Here is a 20502-nt window from a genome sequence, read left to right on the forward strand (position 1 = left end):
TCGAGACCCGGTTCGTGGTTTCGACGGGCTCAACCGACAACCGTCGGTCGAGCTTGTCGAGACCCGGTTCGTGGTTTCGACGGGCTCAACCGACAACCGTCGGTCGAGCTTGTCGAGACCCGGTTCGTGGTTCCGACGGGCTCAACCGCCATCCGTCGGTCGAGCTTGTCGAGACCCGGTTCGTGGTTCCGACGGGCTCAACCGACGAAGCGGTCCGCGCGCTCGCGGACCCGGCCGGCGCCGCGCCCGCCGTCGGCGTCCGTGTCCCAGGTGTAGACCTCCGTGCCGGTGACGAACACGTGCTCGGCGCGCGAGCCGATGTCGAGGGGGTCGCCCGACCAGACGACGACGTCGCCGTCGAGCCCGGGCGCGAGCGCGCCCACCCGGTCGTCGAGGCCGAGGAACGACGCCGGGTTCACCGTCAGCGCCTCGAGCGCCACCTGCCGGTCGAGGCCCTCCTTCACCGCGAACGACGCCTGGTGCACCAGGAAGTTGATCGGCACCACTGGGTGGTCGGTCGTGATCGCGACCCGCACCCCGGCCTCCGCGAGGCGCGCGAGGTTCGCGATGTCGCGGTGGCGCAGCTCGACCTTCGAGCGCGACGTGAGCATGGGCCCGAAGATCACCGGGACGTCCCGCTCGGCCAGCACGTCCGCGATCGCCGCGCCGTCGGTGCCGTGGTTGACCACGAGCCGGTAGCCGAACTCGTCCGCCAGCCGCAGGGCCGTGGCGATGTCGTCCGCGCGGTGCGTGTGCTGGTCCCAGGCGAGCTCGCCCGCGAGCACCCGGGCGAGCGTCTCCTTGGCGAGGTCGCGCGCGAACGGCTCGCCCTTCGCCGCGGCGGCGTCGCGGGTGGCCACGTAGTGCTGCGCATCGAGGAACGCCTGCCGGATGACGGCGGCCACGCCGAGGCGGGTGGACGGCTGCTTCTTCTGCTCGCCGTACACGCGCTTGGGGTTCTCGCCGAGCGCGGACTTCACGGACACGGCCTCGCTGATCACCTGCTCGTCGACGGTGCGGCCGCCCCACGTCTTGATCGCGACGGTCTGCCCGCCGATCGGGTTGGCGGAGCCCGGCTTCACGACGACCGACGTCACGCCGCCGGCGAGCGCGTCGCGGAAGCCCTCGTCCTCGACGTTGATCGCGTCCAGCGCGCGCAGGTGCGCGCCGTTCGGCCCGGTCTTCTCGTTGGTGTCGTCGCCGGCCCAGCCCTCGGCCTCCTCGTGCACGCCCACGTGCCCGTGCGACTCCACGAAGCCCGGCAGCACCCAGCGCCCGCCCGCGTCGACCGTGCGCACGCCGTCCGGCACGACGACGTCGGCGCCGACGGCGGTGATGACGCCGTCGGTGATCAGCACGGTGCCGTCGTCGACGGGGTTGCCGTCCACCGGGACGACGTGGCCGTTCACGATGGCGACGGAGGAGCGGGCGGTGCGGATCGGTGAGGTCATGACCGCCATCATGCCGCCGCCCCCCCGCGCCGAACAGGCGGTTGACACCGTTATGGGCGTCACGAGGGCGCGATCACGGTGTCAACCGCCTGTTCGGCGGTCTCGGGCTGGGGCGGCTACAGGTAGTGCCCGACGGCGGGGATCGGCTTCCAGCGCCCCGTGGAGGTGATGTCGAGGATGCGCCGGGTGGTGACGCCCTCGATGCCGTGCTCGAGGACCGCGCGGCGCGCGACCTCGCGGATCTCGGCCCCCGTCGCCCCGTCGAGGCTGCCGGCGATTGCCGCGAGGTCGAGGCCCTCCCCGTGCTGCGGCAGGTAGATCCGCAGGATCGCGACGCGCCCCTCCTGGCTGGGCAGGGGCACCTCGAGGATCGTGTCGAACCGGCCGGGCCGCTTCACCGCGGGGTCGAGCGAGCCGGGGTCGTTGGTGGTCGCGAGCGTGAGCACGTCGTTGCGCACCCGCGCGCCGTCCAGGGCGTTGATGAACTCCGAGAACCCGGACGAGCTGCGCATGTCCTGGGACGCGATGGCGTCGATGTCCTCCATGACCACGAGGGTGGGCCCGAGGCCCTCGACCTCCTTGTAGAGGTTCTCCGACGCCTGCCGCAGCACGTCCGGCTCCACGAACAGCACCGTCAGCGCCCCCGCGACCTCCGCCGCGAGGATCCGTCCGAGCTTCGTCTTGCCGACGCCGGGCTTGCCCGCCAGCAGCAGGCCGCGCGTGGTCGGCAGCCCGAGGGAGAGCAGGTCGTCCCGGCGCGTGGTGCCGGACGACAGGAACAGGTCCACCTCCGACCAGACGGCCCCCGGCAGCACGAGGTCCGTGCGGGTCTCGCGCGTCGCCGGGACCGGCTCGAACGCGACCTGGTTGCCGTAGCCGCTCACCGACACCTGGAGGATCCGGCCCCGGTACGGGTTCCCCTCCCCCTTGAGAGCGTGCAGGAAGTCGTCGAGCACCGTCTCCGCGACGTCGCGCCGGCCCTCGCCGGTGTAGACCGTGAGATCCGCCGGGTGCCCGCCGCAGATGTGGATCGCGACCGGCTCCGCCCGCAGGCTCCCCGCGGGGAAGAACACCGACAGGTGGTAGGGCACCGACACGGTGTGGTCCTCGCCGAGGTTGAGCGGACGCCACTCCGGCGTGCGCCCCTGCGGGCCGAGGATCTTGACGACGTCCTCGTGGTCCTTCATCCAACGCGCGAGGACGTGGCCGTGCAGCAGCAGCTGCGAGTCGGAGAGCTCGCGCTTGACCTCCGACATGGCGGCCTTCTTCACGCCGAGCTTGCGCGCCGCCCAGCCGGAGCTCGACGTCGGCGTGCCCTTCTTCTTCCGGCGCGGGGCGCCGAGGATCTCCGCGAGCACGCGGATCGTCTCGCGCGCCTCGGTCGGGTACGGGCCGAGCTTGGGCCAGAGCAGCTTGTCCTGCTGCTCCTCGGGCGCGGCGACGCCGTTCCTCGTCGTTCCCGAAGGCTGTCGCTCGCTCATGTCGCTCCCCGCGTCCCCTGCGGCCGCCCCGACGGCACGGCCCGAAGCACCCTATCCGCCGTGCCCAGGCCGACCAGGCGGTTGACACCCTTATCGGCTCCTGGCGGCCGCCATTGCGGTGGCAACCGCCTGGTCGGGGGCGGGCAGGGGCGGATAGCGTCTGCGCATGCCGACCCGACACCTGCACGTGCTGCGCCACGGCGCGGCGGACCCGTTCGGCGAGCTGACGGAGGTGGGCGAGCAGCAGGCGGCGCTCGCCGGACGCCGGCTGGCCGCCCTGCCCGTCGACGCCGTCTGGCACTCGCCGCTGCCGCGCGCGGTGCACTCCGCGCAGGTGGTGGGCGCGCAGCTCCCGGACGTCCCGGTCCGTGCGGCGGCCGAGCTGGTCGACCACGTGCCCTACATCCCGGACCCGGTCCCGCCCGCCTGGGCCGGCTTCTTCGACGGCGAGGACCACGCCGAGGCGGCCGAGGGCGAGCGGCTCGCCGCCGCGCTGACCGCACGGTTCGCCCGCCCGGCCGAGGCCGAGACGCACGAGGTGCTGATCACGCACGCCTTCCAGGTCGCATGGCTGGTGCGGCACGCCCTCGGCGCGCCGCCCGAGCGCTGGCTGGGCCTGCCGTACGGCAACGCGGCCCTCACGACGATCGAGTTCCGCGACGGCGGCGACGCCTCCCTGATCGTCTACAACGACATGGGCCACCTGCCGCCCGAGCTGCGCTGGACCGGGTTCGGCCCGGCCGCGCGTCCATGACAGCGCCGCCGAGGTGTCGGTGCCCGGTGCCACGATCCGGGAATGCCTACCGTCGAAGAGCTCCGCCGACACTTCCTCGCAGCCTGGGGACCGGACACCTGCTACCCGCACATGAGCGCCGAGTGGACGCCCGAGAATCCTTCTCGCGACCAATGCGGCATGACGGCGCTGGTCGTCCAGGACGTCCTCGGCGGCGACCTGATCCTGGCCGAGGTCCACGTGCAGGGCGCTCAGAGCGGACACCACTACTGGAACCGGTTGCCGGATGGTTCGGACGTGGACCTCACCGCCGACCAGTTCCGGCCGGGCGAGGAGGTCGTCGGCGGAACGGTGGTCGTTCGGCCGCCGGACGCTCCCCGATACCACCGCGCCCAGTACGAGCTTCTGCGCACACGGGTGCTCGACGCGCTGGCCCTGACGGCCGAGGGCTGACGGCCGACCGGCCCGGCGCTCACTCCGCCGGAACGTTCTCCTCCAGCTCGGCGAGCCAGGCGGCGGCTGAGGCGTCGGACGGCATGCGCCAGTCGCCGCGGGGCGAGAGCGAGCCGCCGGCGGCGACCTTGGGGCCGTTCGGGATGGCGGAGCGCTTGAACTGCGACGAGAAGAACCGCCGGAAGAAGACCGACATCCACTTCCGGATGGTCGCCAGGTCGTAGGTGGACCGCTCGTCGTGCGGGAAGTTCGGCGGCCACTCGCCCGCCTCGGCGTCGTGCCACGCGTGCCAGGCGAGGAAGGCGATCTTGGAAGGCCGCAGACCGTGCCGCAGGGTCCAGAACAGGGTGAAGTCCTGCAGCGCGTAGGGGCCGATCGTCGCCTCGGTGGACTGCGGCGCCTCGCCCTCGGCGGCGGGCACCAGCTCGGGGGAGATCTCCTGGGCGAGGATGTCGAGCAGCAGGTCGTTCGTCGACGCCTCGAGCTGACCCGAGTCGGCCACCCAGCGGATGAGGTGCTGGATGAGGGTCTTCGGCACGCCGGTGTTCACCGCGTAGTGCGACATCTGGTCGCCCACGCCGTAGGTGCACCAGCCGAGCGCGAGCTCCGACAGGTCGCCGGTGCCGAGCACGATGCCGCCGCGGTGGTTCGCGAGGCGGAACAGGTAGTCGTAGCGCATCCCGGCCTGCACGTTCTCGAACGTGACGTCGTAGACCTTCTCGCCGCGCCCGAAGGGGTGGTCGAGATCGCGCAGCATCTGCTCGGCGGCGGGCCGGATGTCCAGCTCCTCGAAGTGCACCCCGAGCGAGGTCGCGAGCCTCGTGGCGCGGTCCTTGGTCTCGGACGTCGTCGCGAAGCCGGGCATCGTGATCGCGTGGATGTCGGTGCGCGGCCGGCCGAGGCGGTCCATCGCGCGCGCCGCGACGAGCAGGGCGTGCGTCGAGTCCAGGCCGCCGGAGACGCCGATGACGATCTTCGGCTGCCCGATCGCCCGCAGCCGCTGCTCCAGCCCGGCCACCTGGATGGAGTACGCCTCGTAGCAGTCCTGGGCCAGGCGCTCGGGGTCGTCGGGCACGAACGGGAACCGGTCGACCTTGCGGTGCAGCCCGACGTCGCCAGACGGCGGGTCCACGGTCCATCGCACGGTGCGGAAGCGGTCGGTCCGGTCGGCCAGGGCGCGGCGGTTGTCGTCGAACGTGCCCTGCCGCAGCCGCTCCTGGCGCAGCCGGTCGAGGTCGATGTCGGCCACGGAGCGCCGCGCGCCGTCCGGGAAGCGCTCGGTCTCGGCGAGCAGGTCGCCCATCTCGTAGACCATCGTCTGGCCGTCCCACGACAGGTCGGTGCTCGACTCGCCCTGCGCCGCGGAGTACGCGTAGGCGGCCAGGCCGCGGTGCGACGCCGAGCGCACCATGAGGCGCCGGTCCTCTGCCCGCGCCACCGTGATGGGGCTCGCGGAGAGGTTGAGCAGCACCGTCGCCCCGGCGAGCGCGGCCTCCGCCGACGGCGGCACCGGCACCCACAGGTCCTCGCACACCTCGACGTGCACGGCGAGCCCCGCGACGTCGGACGCGCGGAAGATGAGATCCGGGCCGAAGGGCACGGGACCGTCCGCGAACGGCAGCGTGACGGTGGCGCCGCGGCGGTCGTCGCCGGGCGCGAACCAGCGCTTCTCGTAGAACTCGCGGTAGTTCGGCAGGTACGACTTGGGCGCGACGCCGAGCACCCGGCCGCCCTGCACGACGACGGCGCAGTTCAGCAGCCGGTTCCCCACCTCGAGCGGGGCCCCGACCACGAGCATCGGGCGCAGGCCCGAGCTCGCCGCCACGATCGCGGCGAGTGCGTCGGACGTCGCCTCCAGCAGCGTGTCGGCGAGGTGCAGGTCGTCGATGGCGTAGCCGGACACGCACAGCTCGGGGAAGACGGCGACGGCCACGCCGTCGTCGTGGCAGGCGCTTGCCTCGGCGAGGATCGCGGCGGCGTTCGCGCGGGGGTCGGCGATGGTGACGGGCACGGTGCAGGCGGCCACCCGGGCGAACCCGTGGGCGTACGCGGAGGAGAAGTCCACCCCCCGAGTGTAAGAACGTCCGCCGGTTGGGCCCGTCGAAACCGGCGACCGGGGTTTCGACGGGCTCAACCGGTGAGGCGGACGGGGATCGCTATCGTCGGGCCCGTGCACCTCCGCCTCGCGCCTCGCGCCGCGTCCACGCCCGCGATCCTGCCCGCCGTCCTGCCCGTTGTCCTGCCCGTTGTCCTGGCCGGCGTCCTCCTCGCGGCCCTGCTCGGCATCGCGGGCCTGGCCGTGGCGCTGCCCGCGTCCGCCCACGACCGGCTCGTCTCCTCCGACCCGGCGGACGGCGCGCGGCTGGACGAGCCGCCGTCGACCATCACCCTGGTGTTCAGCGCCGAGGTGCTCGAGGCCGGCGCGCAGGTGGCCGTCACGACGCCCGACGGCACCGTGCCCGCGCAGGTGAGCGTGGACGGCGAGGAGGCGACCGCGACCCTGCCCGACGACCTGCCCGACGACCCGCCCGACGAACTGCCCGACGGAGACTGGACGGTCACGTGGCGCGTCGTCTCCTCCGACGGGCACCCGATCGAGGGGGAGCTTGCGTACACCGTCGCCGGCGCGGCGTCGCCCTCGCCGACGTCGTCCCCGACCGTCTCGCCGTCCCCGACGGATTCGGCGCCCGGGGCGTCGCCGAGCGCGGGGAAGGGCGAGTCGTCCGGCGGTGCGCACGAGCACGGGACCGGGACGCCCGGGGCCGAGCTCGACGCGGCGGGGGAGGCCGGGTGGACGACGGTCTGGCTGTTCCCGGTCGGGGTGCTGGCGGCGGTGGGGGTCGCCGCCGCCGTGCTGCTGGCGCGCCGGCGGGGCCAGTCGGACAACCAGGCGGGCAACCAGACAGGCGACCACCACGGCGACCACCACGGCGACCACCACGACGAGCAGCCCGGCCCCGAGGCCTGACGACGGCCTTCGACCACGCGATCTGTCCCGCCATGGCCGCCCATAGCAGGACGAATCGCACGCTGGAACCACCCGGATTCCGGGATGTTCGGCACGCCACGCGCGCAAAAGTCGCAGGAATCCGCGGTTGTTCCCTAGTGTGTTCCCCGTCCGACCGGCGCGAGCCGGTCAGGGACGAGAACGTGACGACGCACGGGTCGCGTGCGTCGTGAACCGAAGAAGGGATGCACATGTCGCTGAACAAGTCCGAGCTGGTCTCGGCCATCGCCGGCAAGGCCGAGCTCAGCAAGGCGGAGGCGGAGAAGTTCCTCAACGCCTTCCAGGCGGTGCTCGAGGAGTCGCTCGCCAAGGGTGAGGCTGTCAAGGTCACGGGTCTGCTCTCGGTCGAGCGCGTCGAGCGTGCGGCCCGTACCGGTCGCAACCCGCGCACCGGTGAGGAGATCCAGATCCCGGCCGGCCACGGCGTGAAGATCAGCGCCGGCTCGCTGCTGAAGAAGGCCGTCGCGAAGTGATCCTTCGCTGACGGGCGCCGCTGCGCGCCACGTCAGCCACCTGGAGGCCCGCCCCTCGCCCTGTCGCGAGCGGCGGGCCTCCGTCGTCCCCGGGCCGACCGGGTGGGCCGGCGATGATGATCGTGAACGCGGGCACCACGGGCACCACGGTCGCCGCGGTCGTCACGGCGGTCGCGATGCACGTGGCCCTGCTGCCCGGCGCCGACGTCGGCAAGATCGCCGTCCTTCTCGCGGTCTTCGGGGTCGGCGGGCTGGTGGGGAACCTCGCCGTGGGCGCGATCGTGGACCGGCACCTGCCGGTGCTCCTGCTCGCCGTCCCGGTCACCATCGGCGTGGGCGTGGCCGCCGTCGGGCTGGCCCCGGCGGTGCCCGCGCTCGCCTGTCCGGCGGTCGTCGTGTGGGGGGCCGCGTTCGGGGGCGTGCTGAACGTGGTGCAGGTCTGGATCAACGTGACGGCCCGGTCGCCCAGCACGCCGTCGAGCTCCTCGCCGGCGGCGTCGACCGACCTCACCGAGCAGCGCAGGCGCGCGCCCCGGCCGGTGCCGGGCCATCGACCAGCGTCATGGTCCCTCCAGGGTGGTGTCGGGTCCGACGTCAGGAGAATGTCACGGACGCCGCGCCAGAGCCCGGGTTTCCGCAGGTCGTGCTGCTTCCTCAGAGGTCGCCCTTGCGCTCAAGGAACCGCATGGCGATCCACCCGATCGGCACGCGGGCCCAGTAGGTGACGACGCGGTAGAGCATGGTCACGGAGAACGCGAGGGACGCCGGGATGCCGGCGGCGGTGAGCCCGGCGATGAGGGCGCCCTCGACGCCGCCGAGGCCGCCAGGCGTGGGCACCAAGGCGCCCAGGGCGTTGCCCACCAGGTAGATCACGGCGACGTCGATGAGCTTGAGGGACTGGCCGAAGGCGGAGAGCGCGGCGTGGAACGCCAGCACGTAGCCGAGCGTCATGACCACGTTGCCGCCCAGGCCGAGCGCGAGCCGGGCTGGCTGCGCGAGCATCTGGGACAGTCGCGGCCACACCTGCTCCAGCGTGGGCCGGGCCTTCTCCCACGCCCACCGCCGCACGGACGGCACCAGGAGCGTCGCGACGACGGCGACGCCCACGCCGGCGATCGCCAGCAGCACCGTGGTGGAGGGCAGCTCGATGAGGCCGCCCGACCCGGTGAACACGGACAGCACCACGAGCAGCAGCACGGTGACGACGAACTGCGAGAGCTGCACCAGGGCCACGGTGGCGAGGGCCATCGGCGTGGCCACGCCGCGGCGCTGGAGCATGCGCAGGTTGAGAGCTGCCGGCCCGATGCCGGCGGGCGCGGCGAGGGAGACGAACGACCCGGCCATCTGCGTGAGCGTGGCCCGCCACAGCGGCAGCTTCTCGGGGGAGAACGCGGAGAAGGTGAGGGCGGCGCCGAACCACGTGATCGCGCCGAAGGCGAACGAGGCGGCGACCCACCACGGGTTCGCCTCGGCGATCGCCGCCGCGATCTCCTCGAAGTTCATCGTCGTGACGATCACCGAGACGGCGACGATCGTCAGGGTCAGCATGATGACCGTGCGGGCACCGAACCGGGTGATGTTCTGCGGTTGCACGTCCGCCTGGGGCAGCCGCTCCACCAGGGCGTCGCGCAGCTCGTCCAGCAGGCCCTTGGCGCGGCGCACCTCCTCGCGCGTCGGGCTGGGCAGCGCGATGGACTGCAGCAGCGGGCCGATGGCGGCGATGTCCTCGTCGGGCAGCGCGCGCACCGCCGAGGCGAGCGCGCGGTGCGCCCCGACGCGCAGCGCCAGCAGGGCGAGCATCTGCGTGAGGTCGAGGCGCCGCGACAGGTTGGACGACGCGATCTCGCCCTGCTCCCAGCCGGTGAGCCACACGTGCGGCGCACCCGCGCCGTCGTGGTGCACCAGCAGGACGTCGGGCGTCAGGGCGTGGTGCGTGAGCCCGGCGTCGTGTGCGCGCCGCAGCTGCTCCCACGCCTGGGCGAGCACCGCGTCGCCGCGCGGCCCCTCGAGGTCGGTGGCGTCGAGGTCGCGCAGGGAGACGGCGCCGCGCGCGTGCTCCTGCACGAGGACGACCGAGTCGTCCGCGACGCCGATGCCCTCCAGCCGCGGGGTGCGCACCCCGGCCGCCTGGGCGGCGTACGCCAGCAGGGCGGTGCGCTCGGCGGCGGCGCGCAGCGAGATCGCCGCGCGGCCCTCGAGGCCGCGCAGCCGCAGCGCGCGCCACAGCCGCTGCACGGTGGTCATGACCTGACGGTCGCCGTCCAGCACGACGACGTCGCGCCGGGGCTCGCCGTCGCCCGTGAACAGCGCGTAGATGCGGTTGTCGCCCGCCCGGGTGAGCGCCAGGGCCGCCGCGTCCGCCGTCGTCGGGTCCGCCGGCATCGTCTCCTCGTCGGCGTCCGGCGCGTCCACGACGTCGCCGTCGGCGTCGTAGGCCGCGACCGGGTCCTCGGGCACGGGCACCTCGTCGTCGTCGTCCACGGCGGTCGAGACGTCGCGCACCCGCACCAGCGCGGTCGGGTGGAACCCCGCCCGCCGCACCGCGGCCACGAGGTCGGCGCCGTAGGCGCGTTCGCTGCGCACCCCGGACACGTACTGCACGGCCTGCCCCGCGAGACGGCCGAGCAGCAGGGTGACCAGCACGCCCGGCAGCGACACCTGCCCGGTGATGAGCACGATGAACAGCGCCAGGTAGAGCACGTTCCACGACCAGCGCACGGTGCGGCGGCGGGTGCGCGGGCCGGCCGTGGTGAGCAGGCCGGCGATGGCGGCGACGTACCCGGGCACCGTGAGCTGCCACTCGCCGTCCCGGAACACCGAGAGCCCGCGCACCAGCTCGTCGCTGCCGAACCGGGAGATGCTCAGCACCGTGACGACGCCGAGCACCAGCCCGAGCGCGGCGGCGCAGATCGACTCCACCACCTGCCGCCCCAGCCGGCGCAGCCCGAGCTCGATCAGCACGGCGGCGGGCACGAACAGGGTGATGAGCCCCTCGAGCACCTGGACCGGCACGAACAGGATGCGTGCCAGCAGCGTGCTGAAGTTGCGGACGTCCTGCGTGACGCCCTCCGTCGTGGCGTGCGCGACCACCGACAGCACCAGCACGAGCGCCACGGCGAGGGCGCTGACCACCATCCCGAGCATGTCGGACGGGTGCCGGACCCGGGCCTCCGGGGTGTCGACCACGCGGACCAGATCGGAGCCCGTGCCCTGGTCGGAGGCGTTTCCGGAGAGCAGCGCCTGGAGCGGACCGGTCGGCGGTGAGGGGTCGTGCTCCGGATCCCGGTGCGACGGACCCCGGTCGGGACCCGCTGCGCTTGCTCCGGACATGTCGGGAAGTCTATGGGGAAGCCGGGTTCACGGCTTGTGACACGGGCAGGAGCGCAGTGGTAGGTTCCCGGACCACGATGCGATCACGGTCCGGGTGTGACCCACGCCTATGACCCTGGCGACACACCGGTGTGCTAGAAACGCCAGCATTGTGACGAGTCTGCGGCCACTGCCGCGGGCCGGCCTGGACGAAGGGGACCACGACCATGAGTGCCATCAGAGGCTCACGACGCCTGCTCGCGGGTGCCGCCGGGACGGCAGCGCTGGCGCTGGTGCTGACCGCGTGCGGCGGCGGCGGCTCGAACGACGGCGGCGACGGAGGTGACGGCGGGAGCGCCGAGTCGTTGATCATCGGCACCACCGACAAGATCACGTCGCTCGACCCGGCCGGGGCGTACGACAACGGCTCGCTCGCGGTGATGCTCCAGGTCTACCCGTTCCTCATGAACAACCCGTATGGCAGCTCGGACGTGGAGCCCGACCTCGCCGAGTCGGCGGAGTTCACGGCGCCCACCGAGTACACGGTGAAGCTCAAGCCGGGGCTGAAGTGGGCCAACGGGCACGACCTCACGTCGTCCGACGTGAAGTTCACGTTCGACCGCCAGCTCAAGATCAAGGACGACAACGGCCCGTGGTCGCTGCTGGCCAACCTGGACAGCGTGGAGACGCCGGACGAGACCACCGCCGTCTTCCACCTCAAGAACCCGGACGACCAGACCTTCCCGCAGGTCCTGTCGACCAGCGCGGGCCCGATCGTGGACGAGGAGGTGTTCTCGCCCGACGAGCTCACCCCGGACCAGGAGATCGTGGACGGCAAGGCCTTCGCCGGTCAGTACTCCATCGCGGCGTACAAGCCGAACGAGCTCGTGAGCTACGAGGCGTACGACGGCTATGAGGGCCTCAACGGCGCGGCCAAGACGCCCAAGGTCAACGTCAAGTACTTCACCGACGCCTCCAACCTCAAGCTCGAGGTGCAGGACGGGTCGGTCGACGTCGCCTTCCGCTCGCTGTCGCCCACCGACATCGAGGACCTGGGCAGCGAGGACAGCGTCAACGTCGTCAAGGGCCCGGGCGGCGAGATCCGCTACATCACGTTCAACTTCGACACGCAGCCCTTCGGCGCCAAGCAGCCCGACGCCGACGAGGCGAAGGCGCTCGCGGTGCGCCAGGCGGTGGCCGACCTCATCGACCGGCAGGCGCTGGCCGAGCAGGTCTACAAGGGCACCTACAGCCCGCTGTACTCCTTCGTGCCCGAGGGCCTGACGGGCGCCACGCAGCCCCTCAAGGAGATGTACGGCGACGGCGAGGGCGGCCCCGACGCTGACGCCGCGAAGAAGAAGCTCGCGGACGCGGACGTCACCGAGCCGGTCGAGCTGAACCTGCAGTACTCGAACGACCACTACGGCCCGTCGTCGGGCGACGAGTACGCGCTGATCAAGGACCAGCTCGAGGAGAGCGGCCTGTTCAAGGTCAACCTGCAGACCACCGAGTGGGTGCAGTACTCCAAGGACCGCACGGAGGACGTCTACCCGGCCTACCAGCTCGGCTGGTTCCCGGACTACTCCGACGCGGACAACTACCTGACGCCGTTCTTCGCGGAGGGCAACTTCCTCGACAACAACTACCTGAACCCCGCCGTCGACAAGCTGATCAAGCAGCAGACGTCGACGCCGGACGCCGACGAGCGCACGGCGCTCATCGAGCAGATCCAGGAGGAGGAGGCGAAGGACCTGTCGACCGTCCCGTACCTGCAGGGCGACCAGGTCGCCATCGCGGGCAAGGACGTCACCGGCGTCGAGGACACCCTCGACGCGTCGTTCAAGTTCCGCTACGGCGCGCTGGCGAAGGGCTGATCCAGCTCCGTGGCTACGCGTAGTGCGACGGGAAGCGCACTGGGACGCTACGTCCTGGTGCGCTTCCTGCTCATCATCCCCACTGTGTTCATCCTGGTCACCACGGTCTTCGTGCTCATGCGCGCGACCGGTGACCCCATCACCGCCGCGCAGGGCGGGCGCCTGACGCCCGACCAGCTCGCCGAGCGGATCCATGCGGCCGGCTACGACCGGCCCGTCCTCGTGCAGTACTGGGACTACCTCACCGGCATCTTCACCGGCGACTTCGGCACGACGATCAGCGACGGGCGGCCGGTCACCGAGGTCCTCACGACCTACGGCACCGCGACCCTGGAGCTCTCGCTCTACGCGATCCTCGTGGCGCTCGTCCTCGGCGTCCCGTTCGGCATGATCAGCGGCTACTTCCGCGACCGGCTGCCTGACGCGGTGCTGCGTATCCTCGCGATCCTCGCGTATGCGACCCCGGTCTTCTTCGCCGGCCTCCTCCTCAAGCTCGTGTTCTCCGTCTGGCTGGGCTGGTTCCCGGTGGCCGGGCGCGTCTCCACCGACGGGGAGATCGCCATGCAGCTCGCCGGGGCGGACTCCGGCTTCATGCTGGTCGACGCGTTCCGGACCGGCGACCCCGAGGTCATCCTCGACGTGCTGTCGCACGCTGCGCTGCCGGCCCTCGCGCTCGGCCTGCTCACGGCCGGCGTGTTCCTGCGGCTGGTGCGCACCAACATGATCGGCACGCTCGGCGCCGGCTACATCGACGCGGCCCGCTCGCGGGGCGTGAAGGAGAGCCGGCTCGTGCGCAAGCACGCGTGGCGTCCGGCGCTCATCCCGATCATCACCGTGGCCGGCATGCAGGTCGCGATGCTGCTCGTGGGTGCCGTGCTGACCGAGACGACCTTCGAGTGGCGGGGGCTGGGCTTCCAGCTCTCGGAGTACCTGCAGGCGCGCGACTTCGTGGCCGTGCAGGGGATCGTCGTCCTCATGGCGGTGGTCGTGGCGGTGACGAACTTCCTCGTCGACATCATCGCCGCACTGGTCGACCCGAGGGTGAGGTACTGATGACCGCGGGAGAGATCACCGGCGTCGGCATTGCCGGCGCCGCCCCCGAGCACCTCGGCGGCCGGGGCGCGTGGCTCCGGAAGCTGCCCGTGGTGCGCCAGCTACGCCAGAGCGTCGGGCTGCAGCGCGGGATGCTCATCGCCGGCCTCGTGCTCACCGCCGTGTTCGTGCTGGTCGCGGTGTTCGCGCCGCTGCTGGCGCCGTTCGGCTGGTCGCAGCTGCGCGACCTCGAGGGCGCGTTCGGCGCCCAGCAGCCGCCGTCGGCCGAGCACTGGTTCGGCACCACCGTAGGTGGCTACGACGTCTTTTCCCGCGTCGTGTGGGGCGCGCGCACGGCGTTGCTCGTCGTGCTGGTGGCCGTGCTGGCGTCGATCGTCGTGGGCGTGCTGCTGGGACTCGTGTCCGGGTACTTCGGCGGCTGGCTCGACCGCGTGCTCGTGGTCGTGGCGGACGCGATCTACGCGTTCCCGTCGCTGCTGCTCGCGATCCTGCTCGCCATCGTCATCTCCGGCGGCAGATCCGGCATGTGGGCCGGCATCTTTGCCGCCGCCCTGTCCATCACCGTGGTGTTCATCCCGCAGTACTTCCGCGTGGTGCGCGCCGAGGTGGTGCGCATCAAGGGGGAGGCGTTCGTCGACTCGGCGCGCGTGCTCGGCACCGGGAACTGGCGCATCATGACGCGTCACGTGCTGCGCAACTCCACGCGCACGCTGCCGCTCATCGTCACGCTCAACGCGTCGGAGGCGATCCTCACGCTCGCCGGGCTCGGCTTCCTCGGCTTCGGCATCGAACCGACCGCGGCCGCCGAGTGGGGTTACGACCTGCAGCGCGCCGTCGCCGACGTCACGTCCGGCATCTGGTGGACCGCGCTGTTCCCGGGCGTCGCCATCGTCCTCGCGGCGATGGGCATGACCCTCATGGGCGAGTCGCTCAACGATCTCGCCGACCCGCGGCTGCGCTCGCGTGCCCGCTCGGGCCAGGTGTCCGGCGCGGTGGCGGCCACGGCGGTCGAGCAGTCGGTCGAGGCGGACCCCTCCGACCCGGAGAACCCCGCGTCCGCCGAGCACTCCGAGGAGAACTCGAAGGGAGACGACGCATGAGCGCCGTCGCATCGATCAGCGCCGTTGCATCGATCAGGGACCTCGAGGTCTCGTTCGCCACGGACGCCGGCCCGGTCCGGGCGGTCGCAGGCGTGAGCCTCGAGGTCCAGCCGGGTGAGGTGCTCGCCGTGGTCGGCGAGTCGGGCTCGGGCAAGACCGTCACCGCCAAGACGATCCTCGGGCTCCTGCCCGAGACGGCGACGACCAGCGGTGCCGTCGTGCTCACCGGCAGGGACGGCGCGACCACGGACGTGATCTCGGTGTCGGCGGCCCGGCTGCGCCAGGTGCGCGGACGCGACGTGGCGATGGTGTTCCAGGAGCCGTCGAGCGTGCTCAACCCTGTGTACACGGTGGGCTGGCAGATCGCCGAGGGCATCCGCGCCCACGGCGAGGTCTCCCGCAGGGAGGCGCGCCGGCGGGCGATCGAGGTGCTCGGCACCGTGGGCATCCCCGACCCCGAGCACCGTGTGGACCACTACCCGCACCAGTTCTCGGGCGGGCAGAAGCAGCGCATCGTCATCGCGATGGCACTGGTCCTGGGGCCGAACCTCATCGTCGCCGACGAGCCCACCACGGCTCTCGACGTCACCGTCCAGGCCGAGATCCTCGACCTGTTGCGCCGCCTGCGCGACGAGACGGGCGCGGCCATCGTGCTCATCACGCACAACATGGGCGTCGTGGCCGACCTGGCCGACCGGGTCGCCGTGATGTATCAGGGCGAGCTCGTGGAGCAGGCGACCGTCGGCGATCTGTTCGCGGACCCGCAGGCCGAGTACACGAAGGCGCTGCTCAAGGCCGTGCCGCGCGTCGGGGAGGGCACCGCCCGCGCCGCCGAGCGCGCGGCCGCCCGGCCCGAGGGATGGGAGTCCACCGAGCCGGTGGTGCGCGCCGAGGGGCTCACGATCACCTACCCCGGCCGGTTCCGGCAGCCGGCGTTCACCGCGGTGGACGGCGTGACCCTCGCGATCCGACCCGGCGAGGTGCTGGGGCTCGTGGGGGAGTCCGGCTCCGGCAAGACGACGATCGCCCGGGCGATCGCGGGCCTGACGCCGGTGAACGACGGCTCGCTGCGGGTGCTCGGCACCGAGATGCGCGGCGCCAAGGAGCGGGGTCTCAAGGTGATGCGCCCGCGGCTGGGGTTCGTCTTCCAGGATCCGGCCACATCGTTCAACCCGCTGCTGACCATCGCCGAGTGCGTGGCCGAGCCCCTGGTGGTGCACGGGCGGTTCCGCAACCCCGAGGCCGCGCGCGGGCGGGTCGACGAGCTGCTCGAGGCGGTGCAGCTGCCGCGCAGCTACGGCGACCGCTTCCCCCACGAGCTGTCCGGCGGGCAGCGGCAGCGTGCGTCGCTGGCGCGCGGCCTGGCGCTCGACCCGGAGCTGCTCATCGCGGACGAGCCGACGTCGGCCCTCGACGTGTCGGTGCAGGCCCGCGTGCTGGAGCTGTTCGCCGAGCTGCAGAAGGAGCTCGGATTCGCGTGCCTGTTCGTCTCGCACGACCTGGCCGTCGTGGACCGGCTCGCGGACCGGATCGCGGTGCTCTACCGCGGGCGGCTCGTGGAGGAGGGCACCGGCGAGCAGGTGCTGGGCAACCCCCGCGAGGAGTACACCCAGCAGCTCCTGGCCTCCCTCCCGGTGCCCGACCCGGCGGCGCAGGCCGAGCACCGGGAAGCGCTGCGGGCGTTGCGGGTGGGCTGAGTGGTGGAGGCGCTGTTCATCCTCGTGCCCGCCGTTCTGGCCCTGGTCGGGGTGCTGATGGTGGTGGGCGCGATCCGTGAGGTCGCGGGCGTGCGCTCGCTCGAACGGTCCGGCCAGGAGACCAGGGGCCGGGTGATCGCGAGCCACGTCAAGCACTCGAGCAACGGTTCGGGGAACAGCCGGTCGGTCAGCTCCCGGCTGGTCGAGACGGTCGAGTTCCCACGCTCGACGGGCGTCGGGTCCGCGCGGTGCCCGCCTACTCGGACGTCGGGATGCTCGACCGCGCCGACATGGACGTGCGCGTGCTCTACGACCCCGAGCGGCCCGAGCGCTTCATCGCGCCGAAGGGCCCGCGGATGGGCACCGGCGCGGCGTTCGGGCGCATCGTGTTCGCGCTCGTGTTCCTCGCGTTCGTGGCCGGGTTCGTGGCGTTATCGCAGAGTATGTTCAGCGCCTCCCCGTTCTGACCTCCCCGTTCTGACCTCCCCGTTCTGACCTCCCCGTTCTGACCTCCCCGTTCTGACCTCCCCGTTCTGACCTCCCGGATCTGAGCGCCTCAGGCCGGCCTGCCCTCACGGGTGGGCCGGCCTGTGGTGCGTCCGGGACCAATGTGAGCCTGCGACCAGCAACGACGCCACGGTGACACCAGAATGACGCCGCACCTCTTGCGGTGACACCATGATGGTGTCATAGTGGCGTCATGGACCTGACCCGATACGTCGACGAGCTGCACCGCCAGCTCGCCACCGCCGCCGCTGCGGGCGGTGACGACGCCCGCGAGCTTGCCGAACGTCTGACCGCCCCGCTCGATGCCGCAGCCCGCCTCGTCCTCCTCGACGCGCTCTCCGACGCGGCGGGGGAGATCACCGCCGACCTGGCTCCCGGGTCCGTGGACGTGCGCCTGCGCGGCGGCGCCCCCGAGTTCGTCGTCGCTCTGCCCCGTGCCCCCGCCGCCCCTGCCCTGCGGGAGGAGCCCGTCGTGCCCGCCGCGGCGCCGGCCACGGCGGAGCCGCAGGCCTCGTCCGGCCTGGACGCCGAGGGGGGCGCCACCACCCGCACCACACTGCGCCTGCCCGACCACCTCAAGACGCAGGCCGAGGTCGCCGCCGCGCGAGACGGCGTCTCGGTCAACACCTGGCTCGTGCGGGCGGTCGCCGCGGCGCTCGAGCAGCCCGCGGGCCGCCCGGTCGCGCAGTCCCGCCCTGAGCAGCACGGCACCGGCCGCGTTACCGGCTGGGTGCGCTGACCACCGTCGGTGGAGCTTGTCGAAACCAGGTCTCGGCACGCTCGACCGGCGAACCGAACCCCCCCCGACACCAGTCCGACACCACTGATGGAGCCCCGCCATGCCCACTTTCCCCGCACCCCGTCCCGTCCCGGTCGTCGTGGACGTGCCCTTCGCCAACCTGCAGGTCGTCGCCGGGGAGCGTGACGACGTCGTCGTCACCGTGCTGCCCACCGAACCCGGGAAGTCCGGCAGCGTCCGGGCCGCCGAGGAGGTCCGCGTCGAGCGGGACGGCGACGCGGTCACGATCACCTACCCGGGATCCTGGAAGCAGTGGGTCCTCCCGTTCGCCGCAGGCACCGCCAACATCACCGTCGAGCTGCCCGCGGGGTCCGACCTCCGCGGCAAGTCCGGCTCGCTCTACACCGAGGGGCCGCTCGGCGCCGTCGACATGACGCTCTCCGCCGGGAACGTGCGGGTCGAGGACGTCGACCGGCTCGACCTCAAGGTCTCCGCCGGCTCTGTCGCCGCGCGCCGGGTGGCGGGGGCCCTGGACGTGAAGGTGAGCGCCGGCTCGGTGGTCATCGACGAGGTGGCCGGCAGCGGCACGGTCCGGGCGAGCAACGGCACCACCACCGTCGGCTCCGTCACCGGGTCCCTCGAGGTGCATGGGGCGCACGCCGACATCGCCGTGAGCCGCGTGCGCGGCACCCTCACCGTGAAGTCCGCCCATGCCGGGATCCGGGTCAACAACCTCGAGTCCGGCAGCGCCACCCTCACGACCTCCTTCGGCTCGATCGAGGTGGGCGTGCCCGTGGGCACCGCCGCCTACCTCGACGTCGCGTCGGAGCACGGCACCGTCCGCAACCGGCTGACCCCCACCGAGGGGCCGGTCGAGGACGAGGCCACCGCCGAGATCCACGCCAGCACCGGCTACGGCGACGTCATCGTCCGCCGTCCCTGAACCGCACTGATGAAACGGAGAATCGCCATGACCACCGACAAGGCCCTCGAACCCGCGATCCGGGTGCAGGGCATCGAGAAGTCTTTCGACGACCTGCATGTGCTGCGGGGGGTCGACCTCGAGGTGAAGGCCGGGAGCATCTTCGCGCTGCTCGGCTCGAACGGAGCGGGCAAGACCACCCTGGTGAAGATCCTGTCGACGCTGCTGAAGCCCGACGCGGGCACCGCCACGGTGCACGGTTTCGACGTGGCCGCGAAGCCCGGCGACGTGCGTGAGTCGATCAGCCTCACGGGCCAGTTCGCTGCGGTCGACGAGGTCCTCACGGGCAGGGAGAACCTTGTTCTCATCGCCCGGCTGCGGCACCTGAAGGACCCGGGCAAGATCGCCGACGACCTGCTCGCGCGCTTCTCGCTCACTGAGGCGGGGGGCCGCAGGGCGGCGACGTACTCGGGCGGCATGCGCCGCCGGCTGGATATCGCGATGAGCTTGATCGGCGACCCGCCGGTCATCTTCCTCGACGAGCCCACCACCGGGCTGGACCCGCAGGCGCGGATCGAGGTGTGGCAGACCGTCAAGCGGCTCGCCCAGGGTGGCACCACGGTGCTGCTGACCACCCAATACCTCGACGAGGCCGAGCAGCTCGCCGACCGGATCGCGATCCTGCACCGGGGCACGATCATCCAGAACGGCACCCTCGCCGAGCTCAAGCAGCTCCTGCCGCCCGCCAAGGTCGAGTACGTCGAGAAGCAGCCGTCTCTCGAGGACGTCTTCCTCGCGCTCGTCGGCGAGACGGGCATCTCTGACGACGACCGCACCGGCGGCGTCGTCCCGGCTGGAAAGGAATCCCGATGACCACCGCCGTCCTCAGCGACACCCGCGTCCTCACCGGTCGCTCGCTGCGCCACATCCTGCGTAGCCCCGACACGATCATCACCACCGCGATCACCCCGATCGCCCTGATGCTGCTGTTCGTCTACGTGCTGGGGGGCGCGATCAACACCGGGTCCAGCGAGTCGTACGTCAACTACATGCTGCCCGGCATCCTGCTCATCACGATCGCGATGGGCACGTCGTACACGTCCTACCGGCTGTTCCTCGACGTGCAGGGTGGCATCTTCGAGCGCTTCCAGTCCATGCCGATCGCGAGGTCGAGCGCCCTGTGGGCGCACGTGCTCACGTCGCTGGTCGCAAACCTGGTCTCGGTCGCGATCGTGGTCGGCGTCGCGCTGGTCATGGGCTTCCGCACCGGGGCGTCCGTGGGCGGCTGGCTCGCGGTGGCCGGGATCCTGGTCCTGTTCACCCTCACGCTCACCTGGCTCGCGGTGATCGCCGGGCTCTCGGCGAAGTCGGTCGACGGCGCGAGCGCATTCAGCTACCCGCTGATCTTCCTGCCGTTCATCAGCTCGGCGTTCGTGCCCACCGAGACGATGCCCGGCCCGGTCGCCTGGTTCGCCGAGAACCAGCCCGTGACGTCCATCGTGGACACCGTCCGCGCCCTGTTCGCCCAGCAGCCGGTGGGCGACGACATCTGGGTCGCCCTGGCGTGGCTCGTCGGGATCCTGGCGGTGGCGTACGGCGTCGCGATCGCCCGCTACCGCGCCAAGATTCGCTGAGCGCGCCCTGCATGATCGTGTTGTGGGCGTGATTTCGGGGACTATTCGCGACCGAATAGTCCCCGAAAT

General features: G+C 72.0%; 18 protein-coding genes. 14 read left to right on the forward strand and 4 right to left on the reverse strand.

The window, feature by feature from the left end; genetic code table 11:
* Positions 1-197: 197 nt before the first annotated feature.
* Both AC1C2V_RS16085 and AC1C2V_RS16090 read right to left on the reverse strand, forming a co-directional pair.
* Positions 198-1451: an amidohydrolase gene (locus tag AC1C2V_RS16085; protein WP_495390644.1), complete on the reverse strand. Its 1254-nt coding sequence runs from the start codon at positions 1449-1451 to the stop codon at positions 198-200.
* A 116-nt stretch (positions 1452-1567) separates the two neighbouring features.
* The gene (locus tag AC1C2V_RS16090; protein ID WP_495390645.1) at positions 1568-2932 is read right to left on the reverse strand and encodes an AAA family ATPase; all 1365 of its coding nucleotides are present in this window, start codon (positions 2930-2932) and stop codon (positions 1568-1570) included.
* A gap of 166 nt (positions 2933-3098) precedes the next feature.
* On the opposite strand from AC1C2V_RS16090, the gene AC1C2V_RS16095 reads away from it, so the two are divergent.
* On the forward strand, positions 3099-3686 hold the full coding sequence (locus tag AC1C2V_RS16095) for a histidine phosphatase family protein (RefSeq protein WP_495390646.1): 588 nt from the start codon (positions 3099-3101) through the stop codon (positions 3684-3686).
* A 42-nt stretch (positions 3687-3728) separates the two neighbouring features.
* Positions 3729-4118, forward strand: coding sequence for a YunG family protein (locus AC1C2V_RS16100; protein WP_495390647.1), 390 nt, complete (start codon positions 3729-3731; stop codon positions 4116-4118).
* Between the two features lie 19 nt (positions 4119-4137).
* Here the strand turns inward: AC1C2V_RS16100 and AC1C2V_RS16105 are convergent, their stop codons facing one another.
* Entirely contained in the window at positions 4138-6183 is a 2046-nt protein-coding gene (locus tag AC1C2V_RS16105; RefSeq protein ID WP_495390648.1) for an NAD(+) synthase, read from the reverse strand.
* Positions 6184-6288: 105 nt separating this feature from the next.
* Between AC1C2V_RS16105 and AC1C2V_RS16110 the strand changes: the two genes are divergently transcribed.
* The 3 genes from AC1C2V_RS16110 to AC1C2V_RS16120 all read left to right on the forward strand — a co-directional run bounded on the left by AC1C2V_RS16110 (position 6289) and on the right by AC1C2V_RS16120 (position 8323).
* On the forward strand, positions 6289-7086 hold the full coding sequence (locus AC1C2V_RS16110) for a copper resistance CopC family protein (RefSeq protein ID WP_495390649.1): 798 nt from the start codon (positions 6289-6291) through the stop codon (positions 7084-7086).
* Between the two features lie 230 nt (positions 7087-7316).
* A complete protein-coding gene (locus AC1C2V_RS16115; protein WP_495390650.1) occupies positions 7317-7598 on the forward strand; it encodes an HU family DNA-binding protein in 282 nt (93 codons plus the stop codon).
* Positions 7599-7711: 113 nt separating this feature from the next.
* On the forward strand, positions 7712-8323 hold the full coding sequence (locus AC1C2V_RS16120) for a hypothetical protein (protein WP_495390651.1): 612 nt from the start codon (positions 7712-7714) through the stop codon (positions 8321-8323).
* Here the strand turns inward: AC1C2V_RS16120 and AC1C2V_RS16125 are convergent.
* Entirely contained in the window at positions 8253-10928 is a 2676-nt protein-coding gene (locus tag AC1C2V_RS16125; protein ID WP_495390652.1) for a flippase-like domain-containing protein, read from the reverse strand. The two genes, AC1C2V_RS16120 and AC1C2V_RS16125, sit on opposite strands and share 71 nt — an antisense overlap.
* Positions 10929-11134: 206 nt before the next feature.
* Here AC1C2V_RS16125 and AC1C2V_RS16130 point away from each other — a divergent pair, with 206 nt between their 5' ends.
* The 9 genes from AC1C2V_RS16130 (at position 11135) to AC1C2V_RS16170 (ending at position 20433) form a co-directional block, all read left to right on the forward strand.
* Complete coding sequence (locus AC1C2V_RS16130) at positions 11135-12781, forward strand: ABC transporter substrate-binding protein (RefSeq protein ID WP_495390653.1); 1647 nt, start codon at positions 11135-11137, stop codon at positions 12779-12781.
* Between the two features lie 9 nt (positions 12782-12790).
* Complete coding sequence (locus AC1C2V_RS16135) at positions 12791-13834, forward strand: ABC transporter permease (RefSeq protein ID WP_495390654.1); 1044 nt, start codon at positions 12791-12793, stop codon at positions 13832-13834.
* Entirely contained in the window at positions 13834-14934 is a 1101-nt protein-coding gene (locus tag AC1C2V_RS16140) for an ABC transporter permease (protein WP_495390655.1), read from the forward strand. The genes AC1C2V_RS16135 and AC1C2V_RS16140 overlap by 1 nt, the downstream gene beginning before the upstream one ends.
* Positions 14931-16631, forward strand: coding sequence for a dipeptide ABC transporter ATP-binding protein (locus AC1C2V_RS16145; protein WP_495390656.1), 1701 nt, complete (start codon positions 14931-14933; stop codon positions 16629-16631). Before AC1C2V_RS16140 ends, AC1C2V_RS16145 begins: the two co-directional genes overlap by 4 nt.
* A 248-nt stretch (positions 16632-16879) precedes the next feature.
* Positions 16880-17098: a hypothetical protein gene (locus AC1C2V_RS16150; RefSeq protein WP_495390657.1), complete on the forward strand. Its 219-nt coding sequence runs from the start codon at positions 16880-16882 to the stop codon at positions 17096-17098.
* A 233-nt stretch (positions 17099-17331) separates the two neighbouring features.
* The gene (locus AC1C2V_RS16155) at positions 17332-17877 is read left to right on the forward strand and encodes a histidine kinase (RefSeq protein WP_495390658.1); all 546 of its coding nucleotides are present in this window, start codon (positions 17332-17334) and stop codon (positions 17875-17877) included.
* Positions 17878-17977: 100 nt separating this feature from the next.
* Complete coding sequence (locus tag AC1C2V_RS16160) at positions 17978-18820, forward strand: DUF4097 family beta strand repeat-containing protein (RefSeq protein ID WP_495390659.1); 843 nt, start codon at positions 17978-17980, stop codon at positions 18818-18820.
* A 27-nt stretch (positions 18821-18847) separates the two neighbouring features.
* A complete protein-coding gene (locus AC1C2V_RS16165; RefSeq protein WP_495390660.1) occupies positions 18848-19672 on the forward strand; it encodes an ABC transporter ATP-binding protein in 825 nt (274 codons plus the stop codon).
* Complete coding sequence (locus AC1C2V_RS16170; RefSeq protein WP_495390661.1) at positions 19669-20433, forward strand: ABC transporter permease; 765 nt, start codon at positions 19669-19671, stop codon at positions 20431-20433. Before AC1C2V_RS16165 ends, AC1C2V_RS16170 begins: the two co-directional genes overlap by 4 nt.
* The last annotated feature ends 69 nt before the right edge of the window (positions 20434-20502 follow it).

This window comes from Isoptericola sp. Y541 (genome assembly GCF_059445465.1).

Excerpts from the sequence above, each read along its gene's own strand:
- AC1C2V_RS16085 (WP_495390644.1), bottom strand. The coding sequence starts at position 1,451 with ATGACCTCACCGATCCGCACCGCCCGCTCCTCCGTCGCCATCGTGAAC.
- AC1C2V_RS16090 (WP_495390645.1), bottom strand. The coding sequence starts at position 2,932 with ATGAGCGAGCGACAGCCTTCGGGAACGACGAGGAACGGCGTCGCCGCG.
- AC1C2V_RS16095 (WP_495390646.1), top strand. The coding sequence starts at position 3,099 with ATGCCGACCCGACACCTGCACGTGCTGCGCCACGGCGCGGCGGACCCG.
- AC1C2V_RS16100 (WP_495390647.1), top strand. The coding sequence starts at position 3,729 with ATGCCTACCGTCGAAGAGCTCCGCCGACACTTCCTCGCAGCCTGGGGA.
- AC1C2V_RS16115 (WP_495390650.1), top strand. The coding sequence starts at position 7,317 with ATGTCGCTGAACAAGTCCGAGCTGGTCTCGGCCATCGCCGGCAAGGCC.
- AC1C2V_RS16120 (WP_495390651.1), top strand. The coding sequence starts at position 7,712 with ATGATGATCGTGAACGCGGGCACCACGGGCACCACGGTCGCCGCGGTC.
- AC1C2V_RS16125 (WP_495390652.1), bottom strand. The coding sequence starts at position 10,928 with ATGTCCGGAGCAAGCGCAGCGGGTCCCGACCGGGGTCCGTCGCACCGG.
- AC1C2V_RS16130 (WP_495390653.1), top strand. The coding sequence starts at position 11,135 with ATGAGTGCCATCAGAGGCTCACGACGCCTGCTCGCGGGTGCCGCCGGG.
- AC1C2V_RS16140 (WP_495390655.1), top strand. The coding sequence starts at position 13,834 with ATGACCGCGGGAGAGATCACCGGCGTCGGCATTGCCGGCGCCGCCCCC.
- AC1C2V_RS16145 (WP_495390656.1), top strand. The coding sequence starts at position 14,931 with ATGAGCGCCGTCGCATCGATCAGCGCCGTTGCATCGATCAGGGACCTC.
- AC1C2V_RS16155 (WP_495390658.1), top strand. The coding sequence starts at position 17,332 with ATGGACCTGACCCGATACGTCGACGAGCTGCACCGCCAGCTCGCCACC.
- AC1C2V_RS16160 (WP_495390659.1), top strand. The coding sequence starts at position 17,978 with ATGCCCACTTTCCCCGCACCCCGTCCCGTCCCGGTCGTCGTGGACGTG.
- AC1C2V_RS16165 (WP_495390660.1), top strand. The coding sequence starts at position 18,848 with ATGACCACCGACAAGGCCCTCGAACCCGCGATCCGGGTGCAGGGCATC.
- AC1C2V_RS16170 (WP_495390661.1), top strand. The coding sequence starts at position 19,669 with ATGACCACCGCCGTCCTCAGCGACACCCGCGTCCTCACCGGTCGCTCG.